Origin of the sequence: Natronocalculus amylovorans (genome assembly GCF_023638035.1) — an archaeon.
GTDB lineage: Archaea > Halobacteriota > Halobacteria > Halobacteriales > Haloferacaceae > Natronocalculus > Natronocalculus amylovorans.
In genome coordinates this window covers 259,012-278,881 of the sequence record NZ_JAKRVX010000001.1, presented here as the reverse complement: position 1 = coordinate 278,881, position 19,870 = coordinate 259,012, and the positions used below count along the sequence as shown (strand labels likewise).

At 51.5% G+C, this 19,870-nt stretch carries 19 protein-coding genes and 1 tRNA gene; 11 read left to right on the top strand and 9 right to left on the bottom strand.

Annotated elements, in window-relative coordinates:
* Window positions 1-116: 116 nt before the first annotated feature.
* Complete coding sequence (locus AArcSt2_RS01460) at window positions 117-1,223, top strand: ABC transporter ATP-binding protein (RefSeq protein WP_250582446.1); 1,107 nt, start codon at window positions 117-119, stop codon at window positions 1,221-1,223.
* Window positions 1,224-1,247: 24 nt separating this feature from the next.
* Here the strand turns inward: AArcSt2_RS01460 and AArcSt2_RS01455 are convergent, their stop codons facing one another.
* The gene (locus AArcSt2_RS01455; protein ID WP_250582444.1) at window positions 1,248-3,308 is read right to left on the bottom strand and encodes a DUF7997 domain-containing protein; all 2,061 of its coding nucleotides are present in this window, start codon (window positions 3,306-3,308) and stop codon (window positions 1,248-1,250) included.
* Between the two features lie 107 nt (window positions 3,309-3,415).
* On the opposite strand from AArcSt2_RS01455, the gene AArcSt2_RS01450 reads away from it, so the two are divergent.
* Window positions 3,416-5,485, top strand: a complete 2,070-nt coding sequence (locus tag AArcSt2_RS01450) for an alpha-amylase family glycosyl hydrolase (protein ID WP_250582442.1) — start codon at window positions 3,416-3,418, stop codon at window positions 5,483-5,485.
* 37 nt (window positions 5,486-5,522) lie between these two features.
* Complete coding sequence (locus AArcSt2_RS01445; protein WP_250582440.1) at window positions 5,523-6,578, top strand: TrmB family transcriptional regulator; 1,056 nt, start codon at window positions 5,523-5,525, stop codon at window positions 6,576-6,578.
* 146 nt (window positions 6,579-6,724) lie between these two features.
* On the opposite strand, the gene AArcSt2_RS01440 is transcribed toward AArcSt2_RS01445, so the two are convergent.
* Together AArcSt2_RS01440 and AArcSt2_RS01435 are read right to left on the bottom strand one after the other, a co-directional pair.
* Window positions 6,725-7,633: a serine/threonine-protein kinase RIO2 gene (locus AArcSt2_RS01440; protein ID WP_250582439.1), complete on the bottom strand. Its 909-nt coding sequence runs from the start codon at window positions 7,631-7,633 to the stop codon at window positions 6,725-6,727.
* A gap of 69 nt (window positions 7,634-7,702) precedes the next feature.
* On the bottom strand, window positions 7,703-8,338 hold the full coding sequence (locus tag AArcSt2_RS01435) for a LysE/ArgO family amino acid transporter (RefSeq protein WP_250582437.1): 636 nt from the start codon (window positions 8,336-8,338) through the stop codon (window positions 7,703-7,705).
* A 134-nt stretch (window positions 8,339-8,472) separates the two neighbouring features.
* On the opposite strand from AArcSt2_RS01435, the gene gdhB reads away from it, so the two are divergent.
* A complete protein-coding gene (gene gdhB / locus AArcSt2_RS01430) occupies window positions 8,473-9,768 on the top strand; it encodes a glutamate dehydrogenase GdhB (protein WP_250582434.1) in 1,296 nt (431 codons plus the stop codon).
* Window positions 9,769-9,818: 50 nt separating this feature from the next.
* Window positions 9,819-10,625, top strand: a complete 807-nt coding sequence (locus AArcSt2_RS01425; RefSeq protein ID WP_174652867.1) for a lipoate--protein ligase family protein — start codon at window positions 9,819-9,821, stop codon at window positions 10,623-10,625.
* A 4-nt stretch (window positions 10,626-10,629) separates the two neighbouring features.
* Here AArcSt2_RS01425 and AArcSt2_RS01420 read toward each other — a convergent pair whose 3' ends face one another.
* Window positions 10,630-11,181: a redoxin domain-containing protein gene (locus AArcSt2_RS01420; protein WP_174652868.1), complete on the bottom strand. Its 552-nt coding sequence runs from the start codon at window positions 11,179-11,181 to the stop codon at window positions 10,630-10,632.
* Window positions 11,182-11,286: 105 nt separating this feature from the next.
* On the opposite strand from AArcSt2_RS01420, the gene AArcSt2_RS01415 reads away from it, so the two are divergent.
* Together AArcSt2_RS01415 and AArcSt2_RS01410 are read left to right on the top strand one after the other, a co-directional pair.
* On the top strand, window positions 11,287-12,165 hold the full coding sequence (locus tag AArcSt2_RS01415) for a deoxyribonuclease IV (RefSeq protein ID WP_250582432.1): 879 nt from the start codon (window positions 11,287-11,289) through the stop codon (window positions 12,163-12,165).
* Window positions 12,166-12,173: 8 nt separating this feature from the next.
* Window positions 12,174-13,004 carry a class I SAM-dependent methyltransferase gene (locus tag AArcSt2_RS01410; RefSeq protein ID WP_250582430.1) on the top strand — a complete coding sequence of 277 codons (831 nt, stop codon included), beginning with the start codon at window positions 12,174-12,176 and terminating at the stop codon, window positions 13,002-13,004.
* 5 nt (window positions 13,005-13,009) lie between these two features.
* On the opposite strand, the gene AArcSt2_RS01405 is transcribed toward AArcSt2_RS01410, so the two are convergent.
* Entirely contained in the window at window positions 13,010-13,654 is a 645-nt protein-coding gene (locus AArcSt2_RS01405; protein WP_250582428.1) for a DUF7095 family protein, read from the bottom strand.
* A gap of 146 nt (window positions 13,655-13,800) precedes the next feature.
* Here AArcSt2_RS01405 and AArcSt2_RS01400 point away from each other — a divergent pair, with 146 nt between their 5' ends.
* A complete protein-coding gene (locus AArcSt2_RS01400; RefSeq protein WP_250582426.1) occupies window positions 13,801-15,006 on the top strand; it encodes an MFS transporter in 1,206 nt (401 codons plus the stop codon).
* A 48-nt stretch (window positions 15,007-15,054) separates the two neighbouring features.
* Complete coding sequence (ncsA, locus tag AArcSt2_RS01395; RefSeq protein WP_250582424.1) at window positions 15,055-16,020, top strand: tRNA 2-thiolation protein NcsA; 966 nt, start codon at window positions 15,055-15,057, stop codon at window positions 16,018-16,020.
* A gap of 54 nt (window positions 16,021-16,074) precedes the next feature.
* Here ncsA and ftsZ read toward each other — a convergent pair whose 3' ends face one another.
* From ftsZ to AArcSt2_RS01380, 3 genes are all read right to left on the bottom strand, one after another.
* Complete coding sequence (ftsZ, locus tag AArcSt2_RS01390; protein WP_174652873.1) at window positions 16,075-17,283, bottom strand: cell division protein FtsZ; 1,209 nt, start codon at window positions 17,281-17,283, stop codon at window positions 16,075-16,077.
* A 3-nt stretch (window positions 17,284-17,286) separates the two neighbouring features.
* Window positions 17,287-17,469, bottom strand: a complete 183-nt coding sequence (locus AArcSt2_RS01385; protein ID WP_174652874.1) for a ribbon-helix-helix domain-containing protein — start codon at window positions 17,467-17,469, stop codon at window positions 17,287-17,289.
* Between the two features lie 208 nt (window positions 17,470-17,677).
* On the bottom strand, window positions 17,678-18,286 hold the full coding sequence (locus tag AArcSt2_RS01380) for a double zinc ribbon domain-containing protein (protein WP_250582422.1): 609 nt from the start codon (window positions 18,284-18,286) through the stop codon (window positions 17,678-17,680).
* A gap of 113 nt (window positions 18,287-18,399) precedes the next feature.
* Between AArcSt2_RS01380 and AArcSt2_RS01375 the strand changes: the two genes are divergently transcribed.
* Window positions 18,400-18,473, top strand: a tRNA-Tyr gene (locus tag AArcSt2_RS01375).
* A 16-nt stretch (window positions 18,474-18,489) separates the two neighbouring features.
* Here AArcSt2_RS01375 and AArcSt2_RS01370 read toward each other — a convergent pair.
* Complete coding sequence (locus tag AArcSt2_RS01370) at window positions 18,490-18,747, bottom strand: hypothetical protein (RefSeq protein ID WP_250582419.1); 258 nt, start codon at window positions 18,745-18,747, stop codon at window positions 18,490-18,492.
* 67 nt (window positions 18,748-18,814) lie between these two features.
* On the opposite strand from AArcSt2_RS01370, the gene AArcSt2_RS01365 reads away from it, so the two are divergent.
* Window positions 18,815-19,801, top strand: a complete 987-nt coding sequence (locus AArcSt2_RS01365) for an aldo/keto reductase (RefSeq protein ID WP_250582417.1) — start codon at window positions 18,815-18,817, stop codon at window positions 19,799-19,801.
* The last annotated feature ends 69 nt before the right edge of the window (window positions 19,802-19,870 follow it).

The following is a 19,870-nucleotide window of genomic DNA, read 5'->3' as shown; positions in this document are numbered from 1 at the left end:
ATAATGAGTTCGTTTATTTAAAGATTGGGTTTCTGATGTAATTTGGGATGAAATATCCGTTCACAAATTTACAATTGAGGGCAAGACTTAATTATTGGCTCTTACCACAATGAATAATGGCAACAGTACGATTTGAAAATCTCAGGAAAGAATTTGATACAGGGAAAATAGTCGCTGTTGATGATTTTTCACTCGATATCAAAGATGGTGAGTTCATCACTGTCGTTGGCCCATCCGGCTGCGGAAAGTCGACAACACTTCGTATGCTTGCGGGTCTCGAAAAGCCAACAGACGGTCATATTTATATTGGTGATGAAGACGTGACTGACCTCAGTGCGCGAAAGCGAGATGTGGCGATGGTTTTTCAAAACTACGCGCTCTACCCGCACAAAACTGTGTTCGGGAACATGGAGTTCGGACTCCGAATGAGCACAGATCTCGGCAAGGCTGCTCGCAGAGAGAAAGTCGAGTGGGCCGCAGAGATGATGGGTATCGAGATGCTGCTCGAACAGAAACCGGATGAGCTCTCCGGTGGACAGAAACAGCGCGTTGCACTCGGCCGTGCGATCGTCCGTGAACCTGATGTGTTTCTCTTTGATGAGCCGCTTTCAAATCTTGATGCAAAACTCCGAACCACGATGCGAACGGAGATTCAGCGACTCCAGGATGAACTCGACATCACTGCGGTCTACGTGACACACGATCAAGAAGAGGCAATGACAATGGGCGATCGCATGGTCATTCTCAAAGATGGCGAACTCCAGCAGGTCGGTGCCCCCAAACACGTCTATCAGCATCCAGTAAACAAGTTTGTTGGTGGGTTTGTTGGCTCTCCAAGTATGAACTTCGTCGATGTGGGTATCAACGAGCGATCGGGCACTGCCGAACTACGGAGCGAGAGCGAATCATTCGTCTATGAAACCACGGCGTTCGACGTTGCCGATGGTGAACGATACACCGCAGGAATACGGCCGGAAGATATTGAAATCGTAGAGAGCGGTGGTATTGAAGCAACCGTTGATGTTGTTGAACCCGTTGGAAGCGATAACTACCTTTATTTGGATATATCGCCTGATTTTATTGCCCGCGTTGACTCGGCAATCGAGCCAACTGTTGGCGATCGTGTCTCGATTGATTTTGCTGATGAAGACCTGCATCTCTTTGCTACGGACTCCGGAACGTCGATCGTTGCGGAACGAAACCGTATCACTGCGACCGTCTAAACGATCCGAAAACTATCCGTTCTACTAGTCTGCTGGTTGTCGAAGCGCGCTTGCAACGTCACTTTCTTCGAGTAAAACCGTTGTTGCAAGTCGAAGCGCATGTGGCCATCCAAGCGGTGTCGCACTATCGGGCGTTCCATCATCAAAGTACTGTTCCGGAAGATACGTTGTTGACGCAGAGAGTGGCCCATCAAGTGCAATACACGCTAGTAGCCGCTCGGCCTCCGCTGCAGCTTCAATCGCCCGGGGATCATCCGCATCCGAGAGCAACTCTGCAAGCTGTGCAGCAGCGTTTGCACCCCATGCCGTTGAGACTGTCCAGATCTTTTCGTGATCCTGATCGCGCTGTCGCCACCCGTCGCCTTCATACCGAACCAATCCTGAAACCTCACTCTCGTCAGGATCGTGCCAAAGCGTGTCAATGACTGATTCAAGATGAGAACACAGCCGTGTTCGCCGTTTTTCATCGATCGATCCAATCGCCGCGTAAGCTCTGTGTGCGCCAACAAGTGCGAGCGTTGCAGCATCTGCCCGACGGTCAATACGTGATTTTCCATTAGCAATCTCCGTGGCTGGCCGCTCTCGCATCGCGTACAATTCTCGATCGGTAACCCAGAGATCATCGATCGCATCATATACGCGATCCGCTTGTGCCCTTGCATGGGCTGCTCGTTCATATTCGCTTGCTGCAAGCGCGCTATATGCCTCAAGGAAGGTTGCGGCAGTGTGTGCAAACCGCCCGATTGTGTCCTCCCATGCGTTCTGACACTGCACTGGCCGACCATCCTGTTCAAGGGTTTCATCCAAACTCTCGAGCGCCTTTTCGAGCGTTGCATCAACCATCTCAAGCAGGGCTTCATCAGTAATCGAGGATCGGTAGCGTGCCAAAAAGGCAATCACACTCCCCGTCTGATCAGCCTGATAATCGTCATTGCTTCCAGCTTCCAATCGTGCGTTCGCCCATCCTGGTGCAAGCGATCCATTGTGTGGCCAGACACGATGTGGCCAGCTTCCATCATCGCGTTGGGCCACACAGTAGGCACGAGCGCTTCGTTCATGCCATTCCTCAAGACCTAACTCCGCCAGTTCATCAGTCTCAAACAGGAAGCGTGAGATTTCCGCATCGTCGCGGAACCATGTGTAGCCATACCCACCTGAGTGAACATAGTATGGGTCAAAATCAGGCCCGGCGATTCTGAGTCCAGTTGGTGCAGCAAGCAACGAGAGGACGCGTAGATCGGCCGTAATTGTTGGTGCGTTTGGGCGCTGTGCGTAACGGGTTGAATGGTTTGTTCCCGTCGGCGGGTATTCTAATTCGTCCGCGTAGGTTTCGAACAGTCCTGAGAGCAGATCTTGCGCTTCAGGTCGCGTTGTCTCTGCTCGCGAGGTAAGCATCGTCGCGTATGTTACCTGACCGTCTTCGAGAGGGAGGTAACAAACGACATCACCACTGAGTCTATCCTCTTCATACCGTCCATCTGCTTTTGGCCGAGGATATTCGGTTGGATCCGTTGCAAGCACGTCATCAAATTTCGCAGGCACCTGTCCACGAAACGATCGGAATCCGGTTGATGATGAAATAAAATCATGCTCGTCGGAATGATACACTTCGATCGACTCATCGTGGTGTAGCTGCCCAATTCGTGTATCCTGCCCGTCGGGGGCCAGCGAGACATACGCAACGATCGAAATATTGTTTGCACCCACATTCGACGTGGTTGAGACCGAAAACTGCGTCAGATGTGTTCGGCCAACGGTACGATCATACTGTGTTACCGTTCCACGTGCCGTCTTGTGAACTGTTTTTACGACTGTTTCTTCACCGTATGACTGCGTAGATGTGACCTCAGAATCATCAAACCAAATAATCGTCTCATCGACACGGAGCCCAAATCTCGATCGTTCAATACCAGTTAATCCGGAGAGTGGATAACCAAAATCTCTGAGTGATCCGTTCTCAGTTATATGTACTAACCGGTCGGCGTCACCCGTAAACCGGCCACCTGTCGTGCGCCGCTCACCCGGAAACCGTGTCCCTGATTCCACATAGCGCTTGTAGTCATCGAGCGCATCGCGTAACTGCATTGTTCATTCAGCCGTGTTGCGCACATATAATTCTTGGTGTAATTGTATTTCACACGTTTTAGCGCGATGGCAATAGTCATTATTCCCCGCCTACTCAGGTATGAGTAATGCATCATCCTGGACCACCTCGGTTCACAACGGTTGGTCGATCGATCGAACTCGCACCTCGTGATCCTGATCCAACTGCAACGTACCGTTGGCGTCTCGAATCTGCCCCGTCAAACAGTACTGTTGCTCTTGAAGATGGTCCGGTGATTCACTTTTCTCCCGATACAACTGGGACATATCTTTTGACACTGGCCGGCCCGAATGGAACACACACCCAAACTGTTCGTGTGTTCGAAGACGATCGGCAACTGACAACCGTTCACTGCGACACTGACGAATTTCAACTGCCAGCTACAGACATTGACTCCGTCTCCGCAATCGGTGCATTCAATGACCACTTTGTTGGTGCTGATAGACCAGCCCGCACGGAGGATGCGTACGTGCTTGAATGTATGCTTGCACCGGGTGAACACACTGTTTCGTTCTGCCCAAACGACGATCTCTCTCAACAGGTCCGAAAAACGGTCACAGTTCCCGGCCCCGGTCGCCCGCGAATATCGCTCTCCGGTGCTGTTACTGGAGATTCAATCACGGTGACTGCAACACCAACTGCCCCATACGATAGCAAACACGACGATGAGAGCCTGTCTGTTGAGTGGTTCAGTGACGATCGGAAAACGGTCGCAGCGGACATACTCAAACAGACATCGCGAACCGTCGAAATAAAGACGGCTGAACTTTCCTCCGAGCCATTCCGGCTTCACGCCGTTGCGGTTGGTGAGCGACACAGCGTTGCAGATACGATCGTTATTTCGGTTACAGACAGTGGGGCGATCGACATTGACCGTCCAAATGAACCACCGACATGGGCGAGGTCACCGACGGTGTATGAGATTTTCGTCCGATCATTTGCCGGTGAGACACTCCAAACCACGTTCCGCGAGATTGAGCGTCGAGTTGCGTATCTCGAATCGCTCAATATTGACATGCTCTGGCTGACGCCGGTGTTGGAGAGTCCAACAAGGCATGGCTATCACATTACTGATTTCTTCACCACCGCAAGCGACCTTGGGACGCGGGCAGCGTTCGAGTCGCTTGTCGATCGATGTCACGACGCTGGAATCAAAGTTGTATTTGACCTTGTAATCAATCACAGCTCACGGGACCACCCCGCATTCCAGCTCTACTCCGCGGGTGTTGACAGCTACAGCGACTACTATCGACGCATGCCTGCAGCGTGGGACACAACCGGTGTTTCGTGGGCTGGTGAGGACTCACCGGAGTTCTATTTCACCTGGCAGCGGATTCCAAATCTGAACTACGATTCGCTTGCGGTTCGACAGTGGATGCTTGATGTTGTAGACGAGTGGGCGACCGTCGTTGATGGATTCCGCTGTGATGTTGCATGGGGTGTCTCACACGGATTCTGGAAAGAGGTACGCGATCGCGTTCCTGATAACTTTTTACTCCTTGATGAGACCATTCCTCGAGATCCGTTCTACCATGAAAACGAGTTCCATATGCACTACGATACGACACTCTATGACACACTCTTGGCTGTCGGTTCACGAGAGCGCCCTGCAACCGCAATCTTTGATGCGCTTGCAAACAGCCGCTGGCAGGGATTCCCTGATGATTCAGTCCATCTCCGCTACGTCGAAAATCATGATGAGGATCGATACATTGCGGAGTGTGGTGAACAGGCACTTCGTGCCGCAGTTGGCACTATTTTTACGCTCCCCGGCGCGCCAATGATCTACTACGGCCAAGAGCGTGGGATGACTGCGTACCGAGGCCCAATGAAATGGCACGATGGAGATGCCGAACTGACTCAGTTCCATCGCCGGCTCACTACGCTCCGATCGGACCATCCTGCCCTTGCGAGCGGCGAACTCACACAGATATCCCCGACGGTCCACAGCGGAGAGCCAGCTGCAGTCATTGCGTACACGCGATCGGATGAGACGGAATCGTATGTTGTTGTGTGTAACTTCGCAACAGACACCGCTACGGTCACGCTTCCAGTCGCTGTTGATACGACTGATTTAGTCGCTGAAACAGCTGTCGAGGATGGCGATGCGATCGCTGTCGATGATATTGTTATTCTCGAACAGGCATCATCAAATTGATCATCGTTTATAAATAGCTTCCAACAGGTGTGAGAGTATGGACGATTCGACATTGAGCGATCTTCTTCATCGGTTCGGCTTCTCTGATAAAGAGGTGGATACGTATCTTACGCTCTTAGCGCACGGAGAGGCGAAAGCCAGTACGATCGCAGAGGCCGCCGGTGTTTCAAAACGATATGTCTACAGTGTCAGTGAGGTACTGGAAGATCGAGGGTTCGTGGACGTTAACGACCACGTTGTTCCTACGATGATCCGTGCACGTGATCCAGAAGAAGTTATTGCGCGTCTTACTGCCGATGTTGAATCAATGAAACCTGGACTCGAAGAGCGGTTCGCCAAAACGGAGCCTGCAGTCGAGCAGTTTGAGGTTATCAAAGCTCGGGTTACTGTTGAAAAACGAATTAAGGCGCTTATTGCTGAAGCTGAGACGGAGCTGACGATCTCCGTTCCACAACCGATTCTTACGGAACTTCGCTCCGAACTCACCGCAGCTGTCGATCGTGGCGTCCTTGTTCTACTCATTGTTTCCGGAACTGACGACGCGCCGGAAGATGCACAATCAATTGCAAGCGTCACCCGCGTCTGGCGAGAGCTGATGCCGACAATGGTTGCTGTTGACCGACAGCTTGGCCTTGTTGCACCGGCTGAAATGCTTGTTCGCGCGAACTCGGGGAAACAGGCGATCGTCTTTGCACAGGAACAGCTCGGTCCAGTGATTGTTGGCTCATTTTTCGGAAACTACTGGCCAGTTGCAGACGAGGTTGCGGTTGCAGATCCTGACGAACTCCCCGTAACGTACACTGACTTCAGGCGAGCAGTGTTCCAAGCCACACTGTGGCTCTGGTCAGACTCCGATCTCTGGGTGACTGTTTCCGGCCGATCGACTGAAACAAACGAGCACACGACGGTTTCGGGTCGAGTCGTTGATGTTGTCCAAGGAATCGTCGCGCCTGTCAACAATACGTTCCCCGTAGAAAACAGCCTCACGATCGAAACTGAGGACGAAGCATTGGTCACGGTTGGCGGTCGGGGGGCATTCGTTGAGGATATTGAAGCGGAGTCCGTAACGCTTGCATTGTCTGCACCGAACTAACCGTATACTCTGTTGTCTTGCGGTACACGGATCGTTCCACTGCACTCGTACTGTTTTCGCCCAATTTAAAAACGCAACGTGGCGCATCTACAGCGTGTACCGAGAGGCAGCCGGTGAGAACGGTATTTGATATCGCACTAATTGGTTTATTCACTATACGATCGCAGCGAATCAAACGAATTCGAGATGATTGCATCCCGTACTGCCGGAATATCGATTGCAGGAATCTCACGGGGATATTTGCGAGCAAAGTATTTGTGGACGTTTTTGATATCGCGGTCCAAGAACTCTACCGCGTTTTCGTGATCAACTGGGACTGCTTGTGGCCAGTCGAAGATCGTAATCCCGGACTCATCGATCGCAATATTATATTCACTCAGATCTGCGTGGATGTACCCTTCTGTGTACGCACCTGCAAGTTCATCAAACACTAAGTCAACTACCCCCACCACCTGCTCGGATTCCAACTTGGTCCGTGCAAGCTCGACACCGTCGAATTTGTCCATGACGATCGCATGTCGATTCTGATCGATCGGTCGGGGAACGGATACTCGCGGATACACCGCTTCGAGTGCCTCATACTCGCGTTCGGCTGCCTTTCGAGCCGTGTATAACCAAGAGACGTGGCGATTTTCGGATGTATAGTCGCGCTCGCGCATGACCTCTCGGAAGTTTGTATAGCCCTCTCGGTGATACTTCAATGCAAGCGGTTTGTACGACATTGCCTCGTAGACGTCACTCTCTTTACCCACTCCAAGAGGTGCACCAACACCGTCGATCGTGCCGCGCTCGGAAAACGTCCGAAGCGAAAGCACGTCGTAGCCCTCAAATGTCAGTTGGTAGCCTTCGTACTGGATTGTCCGTCGCTCGATGAGTTCACGTCGCATACACCGATCGAGCCGATACTGAACCTCTTTTTCTGTGAGCTGTGAGTAGTTCGGCAGTTTCTCCCGGTTGACCCACTCGGAGAATCGCATCCCTTGTTCAACACCAGATAAGAGATAGAAATCTTTGGGCTCAAGTTCGCGGACAATACCCGCGATATTCTGGACCATGAGGCCTAATCGGACAGCCGAGAGTAAAAGCCCGGCGAGTTATCGACCATGAAGATATATCTTATTATGCTATATAAAATCAATGCCGATCGTCAAAAACTGCCATCCAAGATAGCCTGCAACAACCCAGACGATCGCGGTCGAGCCATACCGGAGCCGTCTTGCCCATGAATCTGTGTCTGCTCGCATTCCAAACAGGTGCCCAGCGACGAGGAGGCCACCAAAAAACAGCCACGAAACAGCGATACACCCAGCAGCGAACAGCCACCGATCGATCCCGGTATACACCGCTGCATTTGCTCCAATAATGGCGATCGTGTCTAACAGCGCATGTGGATTTAGTAGTGACACCGACGTAGCGAATCCAATTTGAGCGCGTGCCCCAAGCGGCTCACTCACCGCTGGATCAAACGAGAGTGCTGGACTCGTGAGCAACAGCCACCCGAAGTAGAATAAAAATACGCTCCCTGCTGCAAACAGCACGGCGTGAAGCCAGACGAACTGCAACAACAAAATCGAAACACCAGCCACTGCCGCAACGATCAACACTGTATCTGCAACGCTTGCAACGATCGCACTCGGTGCTGCGTATCGGAGTTGCTGATGTGCCGCACCCTGTTGGAATAAAAAAATATTCTGTGGCCCCGGCGCAGCAATTAACCCAAGTGAGAGAAGCACGCCGTGAACAACTGCGATAGCCTCCATACCACTGCTCAGAAATAGTGAATAAAGCATCCTCCGGTCTCACCACGACATTTTTGTGATTATTTATGATATACAATGCCACAGGACGATCAAATAGTCATATTTAATTGTTTTTGTTAGCGTAACATCTACCAATGCAGGCCAGCACTGACGACCATTCCGACGAAGAGCACTCCACAGAGTCCCCGGATTCAACGCTCAACAACGCCTTATTCCAACTTGAGCGGGCGTCACAGTACACCGAAGTCGATCCGAACGTTATTGAGCGACTGAAACACCCAACAAAAGTGTTGCAGGTCTCGGTTCCACTCCGCCGTGACTCAGGTGAAGTTGAGGTGTTCACCGGCTTCCGTGCACAACATGACGATGTTCGAGGGCCGTACAAAGGTGGGCTTCGATACCACCCAGAAGTAACCGCAGAGGAATGTACCGGCCTCGCAATGTGGATGACGTGGAAGTGTGCAGTGATGGATCTCCCGTTCGGGGGCGCAAAAGGCGGCATCGCTGTTAACCCAAAGTCGTTGAGCCACGCGGAAAAAGAGCGTCTTACCCGACGATTTGCAGAAGAGCTCCGTGGATCGATCGGGCCGACGAAAGACGTTCCTGCACCAGATATGGGAACTGATGCACAGACGATGGCGTGGTTCATGGATGCATACAGTATGCAAGAAGGAGAAACAATTCCTGGTGTTGTAACTGGAAAGCCACCTGTTATTGGTGGTAGCGAAGGGCGTGAAGCAGCACCAGGACGCAGTGTTGCGATTATCAGCCGAGAGGTAGCAAAATATTATAATAAGCCGATGGACGAACTAACCGTTGCTGTCCAAGGGTTCGGAAGTGTCGGCGCAAACGCTGCTCGGCTGCTCGACGACTGGGGTGCAAAAGTTGTCGCAGTCAGCGACGTGAACGGTGCAGCATACGATCCGGATGGACTTGACACAAGTGAGATCCCAGACCACGAACAGGAGCCAGAAGCAGTTACGAAGTTCGATGGTGCTCCGGAACGGCTTTCGAACGCTGAGCTGCTTGAGCTTGATGTTGACATCCTTGCACCATCCGCAATTGGTAACGTAATCACCAAAGAGAACGCGAATAATATCTCCGCAGATATTGTTGTTGAAGGGGCAAATGGCCCAACAACCTTCGCGGCAGACGCAATCTTGGAGGAGCGGGGGATTCCAGTTGTACCGGATATTCTCGCAAACGCCGGTGGTGTCACTGTATCATACTTCGAGTGGCTCCAAGACATTAACCGCCAGTCGTGGACCTACGGGGAGATTACCTCCGAACTTGAGACAAAGATGCTTTCTGCGTGGGATGATGTTACAGCAGTCTACGAACGTGATGAAATGACTTGGCGTGATGCGGCCTACGCAGTCGCACTCTCACGCATTGCAGCCGCAAAAGATACCCGCGGTCTTTGGCCATAACAGATCGATCGGGACACAACGAATTTCACACCTGGCCGTCTTGTTTTTGTATGAGTACACTGGCCGACAGAGAGTGGCGCCTGATCACAGAAGAGCGCCGATCGGGAGCGATGAACATGGCACTTGATGAAATCGCAGCCGAAACAGCGGCTTCTGGTGGACCACGGACAGTACGTGTTTACCAGTGGGAGCCAAGCTGTCTCTCGCTTGGATATACACAAGATCCTGACACGGTTGAGTGGGGCTACTGTAGAAGAAATGGGATCGACGTAACACGAAGACAAACCGGCGGCGGCGGCATCTATCACGACTTTGACGGTGATATCTCCTACTCGATAATCGCACCAAAAGACGAACTCCCTGGAGACCTCATGGACTGTTATCGACTGTTGTGTGATCCAATCCTCGCTGCGTTCGATCGAATGGGCGTTAGCGCAGCGTTTGTCTCTGAAGAGTTTCCTGAAATCTATCATCCCGCCTGTTACCTTCGGGCATTACACCCGGCACATGATATTGTCGCGAATGGTCGAAAAATTAGTGGCAATGCCCAATATCGACAGTCCGATGCAGTCATTCAACACGGCTCGCTCACATATCGTGTCCGTGCACCGGAGCATCTTGGCGTATTTAATACTGATACTGTTTCACCAGCGCAGTTTCGAGATCGTGTTACCGGTATTGACGAAGAAAGCGACTGTTCCCGATCGGCTGCCGTCAATATACTTGAAGAAACACTCCGTGAGTGGGCTGCCGCAACTAATGGGGCGTGGACGGATGCAGAGCTGTCACGTGCTCACGACCGAGCAGAAAAAAAGTACAATGCAGATTCGTGGGTAATAGAGCGAAGCAGAAGCTAAGTACTCAGTCTGTCATCGCCGCATCAAATCCAAACGTCTCCGTTTCTGGAGCACCAAGCTCGTTTCTCACACCTTCAAAAATCTCGGTTACTGGCGGCACGTCACGAGTTGGATCGAGCCAATGCTGTCCGACCCATTTGTACCGAACAGTTCGATCCTCATCGATGAGGAAGCATGACCGTTTTGATCGCTCAAACAGGCCAAATACTCGGTACCGAACGTCAAATGCCTCCGCAATTGTGAGGTCTCGGTCACTAAACAGTGGGAACTGTAGATCTAAATAATCGATAAACTGCTGATGAATCCACGACCGAGACTTGCTAATCCCAACAACCTGTACGTCGCTTGTGCTTGCGAACCAGTCAAAATCTCTGAACGAACACCACTCCTCGATACAGTCAGGGCTAAAATCCGCAGTATAAAAACAAAAGAGCACTGGGCCATCGGAAAGCAATTCTGAGAGCGATCGTTCCTCTCGATCTGCATCGGGTGCCACAAGCGGTGCAGAAAACTCCGGGACTTCCTCACCTACAACTAGCCCGTCAGTTCCAGTCATTATAGATTCTATTTCGATCGGCTACATAGAGCTACCGTCGAAAGTATCGTTGCTGATATTTCGTATATCGAAGTCCATTTGTCGGCGCATCTCTTTGAGGATATAATGACATTTCACGTTGGAGCACATGTTTCCATCTCCAGTTCGAAAGCATACAATGATCCGACAACGCCACCGCACGGCAACATTGCAAACGCGGTATTTCGACAGGAGCAGTTTGGCGGTAACTGCGGACAGATATTTACTCACTCTCCGCAGGTGTGGCAAGATCCTAACCTTGACGACGAGGAGATTGAACTGTTTATCTCCGAAACTGAAGCAACGCTCGATGGTCCATGGGTAATTCACACTTCATACCTTGTCAACCTCTGCACACCAAAGGACGGTCTTCGAGCAAAGTCGATCGATTCGATGCAAAAAGAGATTGATGCAGCGCAGAAACTCTCAATCCCGTATGTTAACGTCCACCTTGGGGCACATACCGGCGCTGGTGTTGACCAAGGGCTTGAGAACGCTGCAAGCGTGCTCGATGAACTCGACATTCCTGACGAAGTGACCGTTCTCATCGAATCAGACGCAGGCAGCGGAACCAAACTTGGCGGTGACTTTGAACATCTTGCTCGGGTTCTCGAACTGAGCAACCAAGATCTTGACATCTGTCTTGACACTGCCCACGCCTTCGCCGCAGGCTATGACCTCTCTACCGAAGAGGCGGTGTATAACACAATCGCTGAACTCGACGATGTTGTCGGGCTCGAACACCTCAAATACATTCACCTGAACGACTCCAAACACGAATGCGGAACGAACAAAGACGAGCATGCACACATTGGTGAAGGGCTCATCGGTGAGGAGGGGATGCGGGCGTTCATTACGCATCCAGATCTTGCGGACGTTCCACTTGCACTAGAAACGCCAACGGAAGATGGCAAAAGCTTCGCGTGGAATATTGAACGTGTCCGCCAGTACCGAAACGGAGAGTAACATACCGAATGCGCCGGTTCTCTGCTGAGTACCTTACGCGAACCCGTGACGGGATGTGGGAAGACTCCACAGCAGCGCTCTCTGCACTTTCGCTTGGTGATCGCGATCGAATTCTTGACGTTGGCTGCGGAACTGGCGAACTCACACAGACACTGTCTGTAGAAGCAACAGCACAACAGACAACGCCACCGCTTGTTGTTGGTGTGGATGCAGATCGATCACTGTTGGATGTTGCACAGAGACAAACTGATGGGCAGTACGTACAGGGGGATGCGTTTCGTCTCCCGTTTGCAACAGATAGTTTTGATCTCGTGGTCTGTCAAGCACTGCTTATCAATCTCCCAGATCCGCAGGTCGCGGTTGAGGAGTTTGCTCGGGTTTCTTCGGACCTCGTAGCTGCGATTGAGCCAAACAACGCACAGGTTGGTGTCACCTCAACAGTGCGGGAAGAAGCAGAACTCGAACAAACTGTCCGGGATGCATTCCTCCGTGGTGTCGAAACTGACGTAGCACTCGGAGACACAGTGCAAACATTGTTTGAGCAGGTTGGGTTACGCAACCGATCGACAACACGGTATCACCATAAAAAACGGATCGAACCGCCCTACTCGGCGGCTGCGCTCGCAGATGCAAAGGCGAAAGCAACCGGCTCGGGGCTGCAGAAACACGATATAGAGATCAAATCCGGGTTAGCAGGAAGCGAGCCGAATATGGGATATGACACGCTCCGATCGAAGTGGCGGTCGATGGGGAGAGACGTAATTGACCAGATGCAAACCGAGGAGTATCGACGTGTTGAATTAGTGCCATTCGATGTGACCGTTGGCAAAGTACCGTAAGACAGCTAGACGATATCGCCACGAACTGTCGAACCGGTTTGCTTCGATCGGTACGCCTGCATCGCAGCAGCTGCTTCTGTTGCTGTCTCTGTATCAATTCCCAACATCTCTAGTGCACCAGAAAGTGTTGGGAACGGAAGTTCACCACCGCGAAGTTTCTGTAACGTTTCCTCGCCGCGCTGTCCATCAACCCAGAGACAAACGCCGCGTGGATCGAGAATCTGCTCATATGTTTCGTTTGCTATGGCACCTTTGAGCCGCTGGGTTACGTTATCATCGAAACTCGCGTTACACACTTCAAGATGGATTGGCTCATCCTCATCCAATAAGTGTGTAGCAAGACATTTTTCAGGTGCGGCATGACCGCTATCAGTTGTTCGAATATACTCCGGATAGGTTTCTGCCCATTCTGCAGTTACAGTCTGGCCAATTCCCTTCACACCATGTGTTTCTTCAAATTCTGCTGCTGCTTCACGATCGGATCGCAATAAAATATCTTTTGTCACATAGATATCTAATCGGTCTATCGGATCCAATCCAAGTGCAACATCGCCATACACCCATACTTCTCTGATTGGGACTGCCATCGGTTCAGATTCAATCGTGTCGAGAAACGCTTCGACCCGATCTAATGCGCTCGATCGTTCCATTAGCTACATTTCCGTACTATCAACGCATACAGGTTACGGCATCAAACCAAATTGCAAATCATGTAGAAATATCCGGCCAAAAACGTATGGAGAGCGAACGTTGATTGTACTTGCATCGCAACGACTGGGTAGTATAGGTTATACACGTGCAGTATCTGTCAACGCTTTCCAACGGATTTCGAGAGCTGCTGAGCGATGGCCGTGGCGGCATTTTGGTCGCTGTTGCTGCTGGATGGTTCCTTTCGATGGGTGCACGGATGATCTACCCGGTATTACTTCCGCATATCCGATCGGCATATGGCCTCGACCTAACAACTGCCGGGCTCTTACTGACCGTCCTCTTTCTGTTATATGGGCTTGGACAGCTCCCTGGCGGGATGCTCGCGGACCGATTTGGTGAGCGGCTTATTCTCACACTCAGTACGTTGGTCTCTGCGGCGACGCTTGCACTTGTCGTCACAGCGTCCTCGACACCCGTTTTGTTCCTTGCGACTGCACTGTTTGGCTTTGGGCTTGCATTGTATGCTGTCGCGCGCTATACACTCCTTGCATCAATATATCCCGACCAAATCGGTGCTGCAAACGGTGTTGCATCTGCAGCCGCTGACGCTGGACAGTCGCTGTTACCACCGCTTGGTGGACTGATTGCTGCGGTCGTTGCTTGGCAGTTCGGCCTTGCGTTTGCAATTCCGCTATTTCTGTGCATTGCGATCGCGATCTGGTTGATGGTTCCTCCCCGATCGTCTGCAGAAACGTCCTCATCAGGTTCGTTGTCGAAAAAAGATATCCAGATCTTATCTGGTGAACTGCGGACAAAAGCAGTTGTTCGTGGAACAGTTGCACTTCTGTTAGGTGTCTGTCTGTGGCAGGCGTTTACAGGCTTTTACCCCACGTATCTTATCGAAATTAAAGGATTCTCCGAGACGCTCGCGGGGACACTCTTTGGTATCTTCTTTTTATTAGGTGTGCTTGTCCAGCCGCTTTCAGGTGGGGCATACGATCGGTTCGGTATTCAGAAAACGCTCGCAGTGATTATGTTACTTGCTGCGGTCGGGCTTGCACTGCTGCCTTTTGTTGATCATGTTGCGCCACTCGTTGTTATTACAATCTTCTGCAGTAGTCTGCTTGGCTTTGCAACCGTGTCACAGTCATACCTGATTAGCTCGCTGTCCGATACCGCACAGGGGACTGGTTTTGGACTGCTTCGAACGATTTCGTTTACTGTCGGCTCTGCAAGCCCAGTTGTATTTGGGGCGATCGCTGATCGTGGCTATTTTGATCAAGGATTCATGTTGCTTGCGGTGTTTGCGGTGACCATTGCACTCATTGCACAGTTGGTCCCTGAACAGTAGTAGGGGGAGCCGAAACCGGTATCCCGTCGCACCCGTAATCGAACGGTAATGGAATGCGATAAATGTGGTCGTGATGCCGTGATGAATGCGGCATACTCGGGTGCACATCTTTGTGAAACCCACTTTTGTCGATCGATCGAAAAACGGGTCCGAAGGCGAATCAGAGAGGATTCGTTAATCCCTCGCGATGCAACACCGGAGGATCCAGAACGATGGGTCATTGGGCTTTCAGGCGGCAAAGACAGCGTTGTACTCACACAAATCTTGGATGAGACGTTTGGAAACGATCCACGGATTGAGATGCTTGCGCTGACAATCCATGAGGGCATCGAGGGATACCGAGACAAATCTGTTGACGCCTGTGTTGAGCTTTCAGAATCGCTCGATATACGACACGAACTTGTGACATACGAAGACGAGATTGGTGTCAAAATGGACGATGTCGCAGAGAGTGACCCGATGAATATGGCTCCGTGTGCATACTGTGGTGTCTTCCGACGCGATCTGCTTGAGCGATATGCGGACGAGTTTGGTGCAAGTAAACTGCTCACGGGGCACAACCTCGATGACGAAGCGCAAACTGCAATGATGAACTTCCTTGAGGGTGACGTCAAGCAGGTTGCAAAACACTTCGATGCAAGCTTAGGAAGCTTTGACGATCGGAACGAACAGTCCGAGTTCATTCCGCGTGCGAAGCCGCTCCGTGACATCCCTGAAAAAGAGGTTGCATTGTATGCACACCTTCGAGATCTACCCGCACATATTACCGAATGTCCACACGCGAGCGAAGCATACCGCGGTGAGATCCAAAAGCTACTCTGGAAACTTGAAGAAAACCACCCTGGTACGCGACACTCGATTCTCGCAGGGTATGAAGAGCTGTCAAAACTCGCGGCAGATCAGTATCGAGGCGCTGGTGAAGTCACACTCAACGAGTGCGAAGAATGCGGCTCAAAAACGAGTGGCACCCGCTGCCGAAAATGTAAGCTTGTCGATGCAATACACGCTGTCTAAGACAGGCTGACGATCGAAATACCAGTGAAAAATTGCGAATAAGCAGTATCCCGCTTAACGGATTACGTCAAGCCCGTTGTTCTTTTCGAGCTCGTCTCGTCCGCCGTCGGACTGCCATGAGTTTGTGTTTGGAGTCGTTTCTGACTGCCTTTGGTTTCGGCTTCGGTTCTGACTGCCTTCGTATTCGAACTCGGAGCCACCATTGATGCTTGCACGGGATTTGTCAGCCTGTTTCTGCGTCGTTGGGCCAAGCACCTGTGCACTCTGGACACCGGTCATGATCGCCATCACACGGACTTTTCCTTTGTACTCATCCTGGATTCGGGCACCCCAAATCACGTTTGCACTTGCTTCAAGTCGCTCCGTGATGTTGTGAGCGATTCCTTCTGCCTCTTTGAGTGTGAGGTCAGGTCCACCAGTGATGTGGACAAGTCCACCTGATGCACCACGGTAGTCAACATCCAGCAGTGGGTGGTTCATTGCATCGTTGACGACCTCTTGTGTCTTGTTTTTATCTTGGGTTTCGCCAACGAGCATCACCGCAACACCACCTTGGTTCATAATCGTGGACATATCTGCGTAGTCCAAATTGATGAGCGATGGTTGGGTGATTGTCTCGGAGATTCCTTTGACCGTCTCTGCGATGATCTGATCCATCACAGAGAAGGCTTTACCGATCGGTAGGTTCGGCACGTAGTCAAGCAGCCGGTTATTGTCAAGGACAATGATCGAGTCTGCTGCATTTCGCAGCTGTTCGAGGCCTTCTTCGGCTTTCACTGTTCGTGCACGCTCGACGTTGAATGGGGTAGAGACCATTCCGACGACGATCGCACCTTGCTCCTTGGCAATCTTTGAAACAACAGGTGCGGCACCGGTTCCAGTTCCGCCACCCATTCCTGCGGTGACGAACACAAGGTCTGCGTTACCAAGAACCTCTTTAATGGTTCCTTGTGCCATCTCGGTTGCACGCTCACCCATACTTGGGTCACCGCCTGCACCAAGACCGCTCGTCAATGATTTCCCGACAAGGATCTTCGTATCCGCCTCAATCATCTCGAGGTGTTGTTTATCAGTGTTGATTGCGACCGTTTCCGCACCATCGACACCAATATTGTAGAGGCGGTTGATCGTGTTATTTCCTGCACCACCACAGCCGACTATGACAATCCGAGGATCGCCAAAGTCATCTGCACTGCTTGATGCATCCATTTCACGCTGTTCGGCTTCGGCGTTTTCTAGGGCTTCTTGGACAATATCCTGCATAGTTTACACCTTAGCCCAGCTTCGTTCAGTACTACGACGGTGAGGTTCCGTCTCGTCTTGTTCGTTAAGCATCTCTCGAACTGCCGACCGGATCGCTTCGCTCCGGTTCGGGAACTGGCCGGTTTCGACCATTTGTTCGACCTCCTCAATCTGCTGTTTCGGAATTCGTAGTGTCACACGCTCCATAGTTGTGTATTCCCCCGGTAAGACAGACGGCAAAACCGATTTCTGTCATACACCGTCTTCCAACATACAGGAGTAGGGACCCTGTGGGCGGATCGCGGTGTAAGACAATTGTCTTACGCAAAAGTAATGTCTTGGCGAGAGTATATAAAATTACCGCCGGTGTGTAAGACACACCAAAAATAACACTTCAGATCTACTTATACCGCCTCTACCTCGATCTCTTGTCGAGGACGTCTGCAGTTGGAGTCCGTCTTCCACATCCAGGACAGAACGCCCAATCGGATCGAACTTCGTCACCACATTCACAGAAAAGCCGGTTAGAGGCCTTCTCACCACAGTTTGGGCAGTACACGTGGTCATCCATTACAGACTCGCCACACTGAGTACATGCGGTTTGTGTATCTGTCTTACGCGGCTGTGTCTTACGTCGGGTTTCTGATACTGTTTCGCTCTGTTCGATCGATGAGTGTTGTGAGATGCTTTCTTGTGAGCCGGTTGGGCCTTCGAGTCTCACATTCACCGTGATCGGCTGTGAGTCAGAGACACCGCGATCGTTAAGCGTGCGGTGATGCGTTTTGGCAAGCCGCTCAGAAATCAGTTCGTCGATTCGTTTTGAGAGGAATCCATCAAGTGATTCGTCATCGCCTTCGATATGTGGTGACTGTGTTGATGGGCTGTCTGATAGCGTGTCACGTTCGTATTCGATCGTCTCAAGGTATGATCGAAGCGCCTCGCGCATCACCTCGCTTTTAGAGGCCTCAAGGCTGTCGAGCCGATCGACCAGATTGTCGTCGGCACGGAACGTGATCTTGCTCATACACGCGATATTTCACTCATACATAATGAATGTATCTGTATGTCTGACGCATGGCAGACACGATCTGCTCAAATAGCAACCCTTAATTTACTCACCCGGGTAGAATCGGGTGACCGCTCTTAGCTCAGCCTGGTAGAGCAGCCGACTGTAGATCGGCTTGTCCCCCGTTCAATTCGGGGAGAGCGGACTTTTGCTTGATCCATTTAAATAAAGAGCGATCGGTTTGTCCCCCGCTCCCGTGAGCGAAGCGAACGGGAGGCCGCAAGACGATCAGAGTGAGTCTTGCACGCTTCAATTCGGGGAGAGTGGACTTTCGTGTGATCACAAATACATGGAGAGATATTTGCTTGTCTCTCGCCGCCGCGAGCAAGGGGGTGGCGACCAGTGAGTCGCATCCCACACAGGCTGTCGCCGAGCAGGAACGTCTCATACGGTTCAAATCGGGAAAAAACAACAAACATGGAAACGTGGACTGGTCTAGTGTGGTTCATACCATGGATTCTTTCATTTGTATCTGCAAGGGCACATATGGAGACACGATCGCTTGGCGCAGTTGGTAGCGTATCGGAAGTCGGCCTCGGGACGTGGAACATCGGTTCCGATTGGGGACCTGTTAGCGATGACGCGGGCCGTAAGGCGATCGAAGCCGCACTTGATAGCGGTATCACCTTTCTCGACACCGCTGATGTGTATGGGGATGGTCGGAGCGAAAAGCGGATTGCGGAGGTGCTGACTAAGCGCGACGCGTATGACGATGTGATTGTTGCAACAAAAGCAGGGCGCAGACTCTCCCCACATACCGCAGCCGAGTACACTGAGGGAAATCTCCGATCGTTTATTAACCGGAGTCGAAAAAACCTCGACGTTGAGACCCTCGACCTCCTCCAACTGCACTGTCCACCGACCGATGTATATTACGATCCAACAGTCTTTGATGCTCTAGAGACGTTCACTGCGGATGGATTGATCAACAATTACGGTGTGAGTGTTGAGCGCGTTGAAGAAGGGCTGAAAGCGATCGAGTATGATGGTGTGGAGTCAATCCAGATTATTTTTAATCCGTTCAGACAGCGACCAAACGAGCTGTTGTTCGATCGGGCAGCAGCAAACGATGTGGGGATTATTGTCCGCGTCCCGCTTGCATCTGGACTCTTGACAGGCGCACTTTCGAAAGATAGCACGTTTCCTGCGGACGACCACCGAAACTACAACCGAGATGGAGATGCGTTCGATGTCGGGGAGACGTTTGCTGGCGTGCCGTTCGAAACAGGCGTTGAGGCAGCGGCCCAACTTGAAGAGGGCGTACCAGCCGAGTGGTCGCTTGCTACGTTTACACTCCGTTGGATTCTGGATCACGACGCTGTCAGTACAGTCATACCTGGATCAACAAATTCGGACCACATCCGATCGAATGCAAACGTATCGACCCTGCGATCGCTCACCGATACGGAACATACAGCTGCGTCGAATGTGTATGACGAGCATATTCGTAGCCATGTCCACCATCGCTGGTAGCTATTTCAGGTCGTGATTGTTCTACGGGCGTCTCGCGCCCATACGCAAAGATGCAAGAATCTATACGTC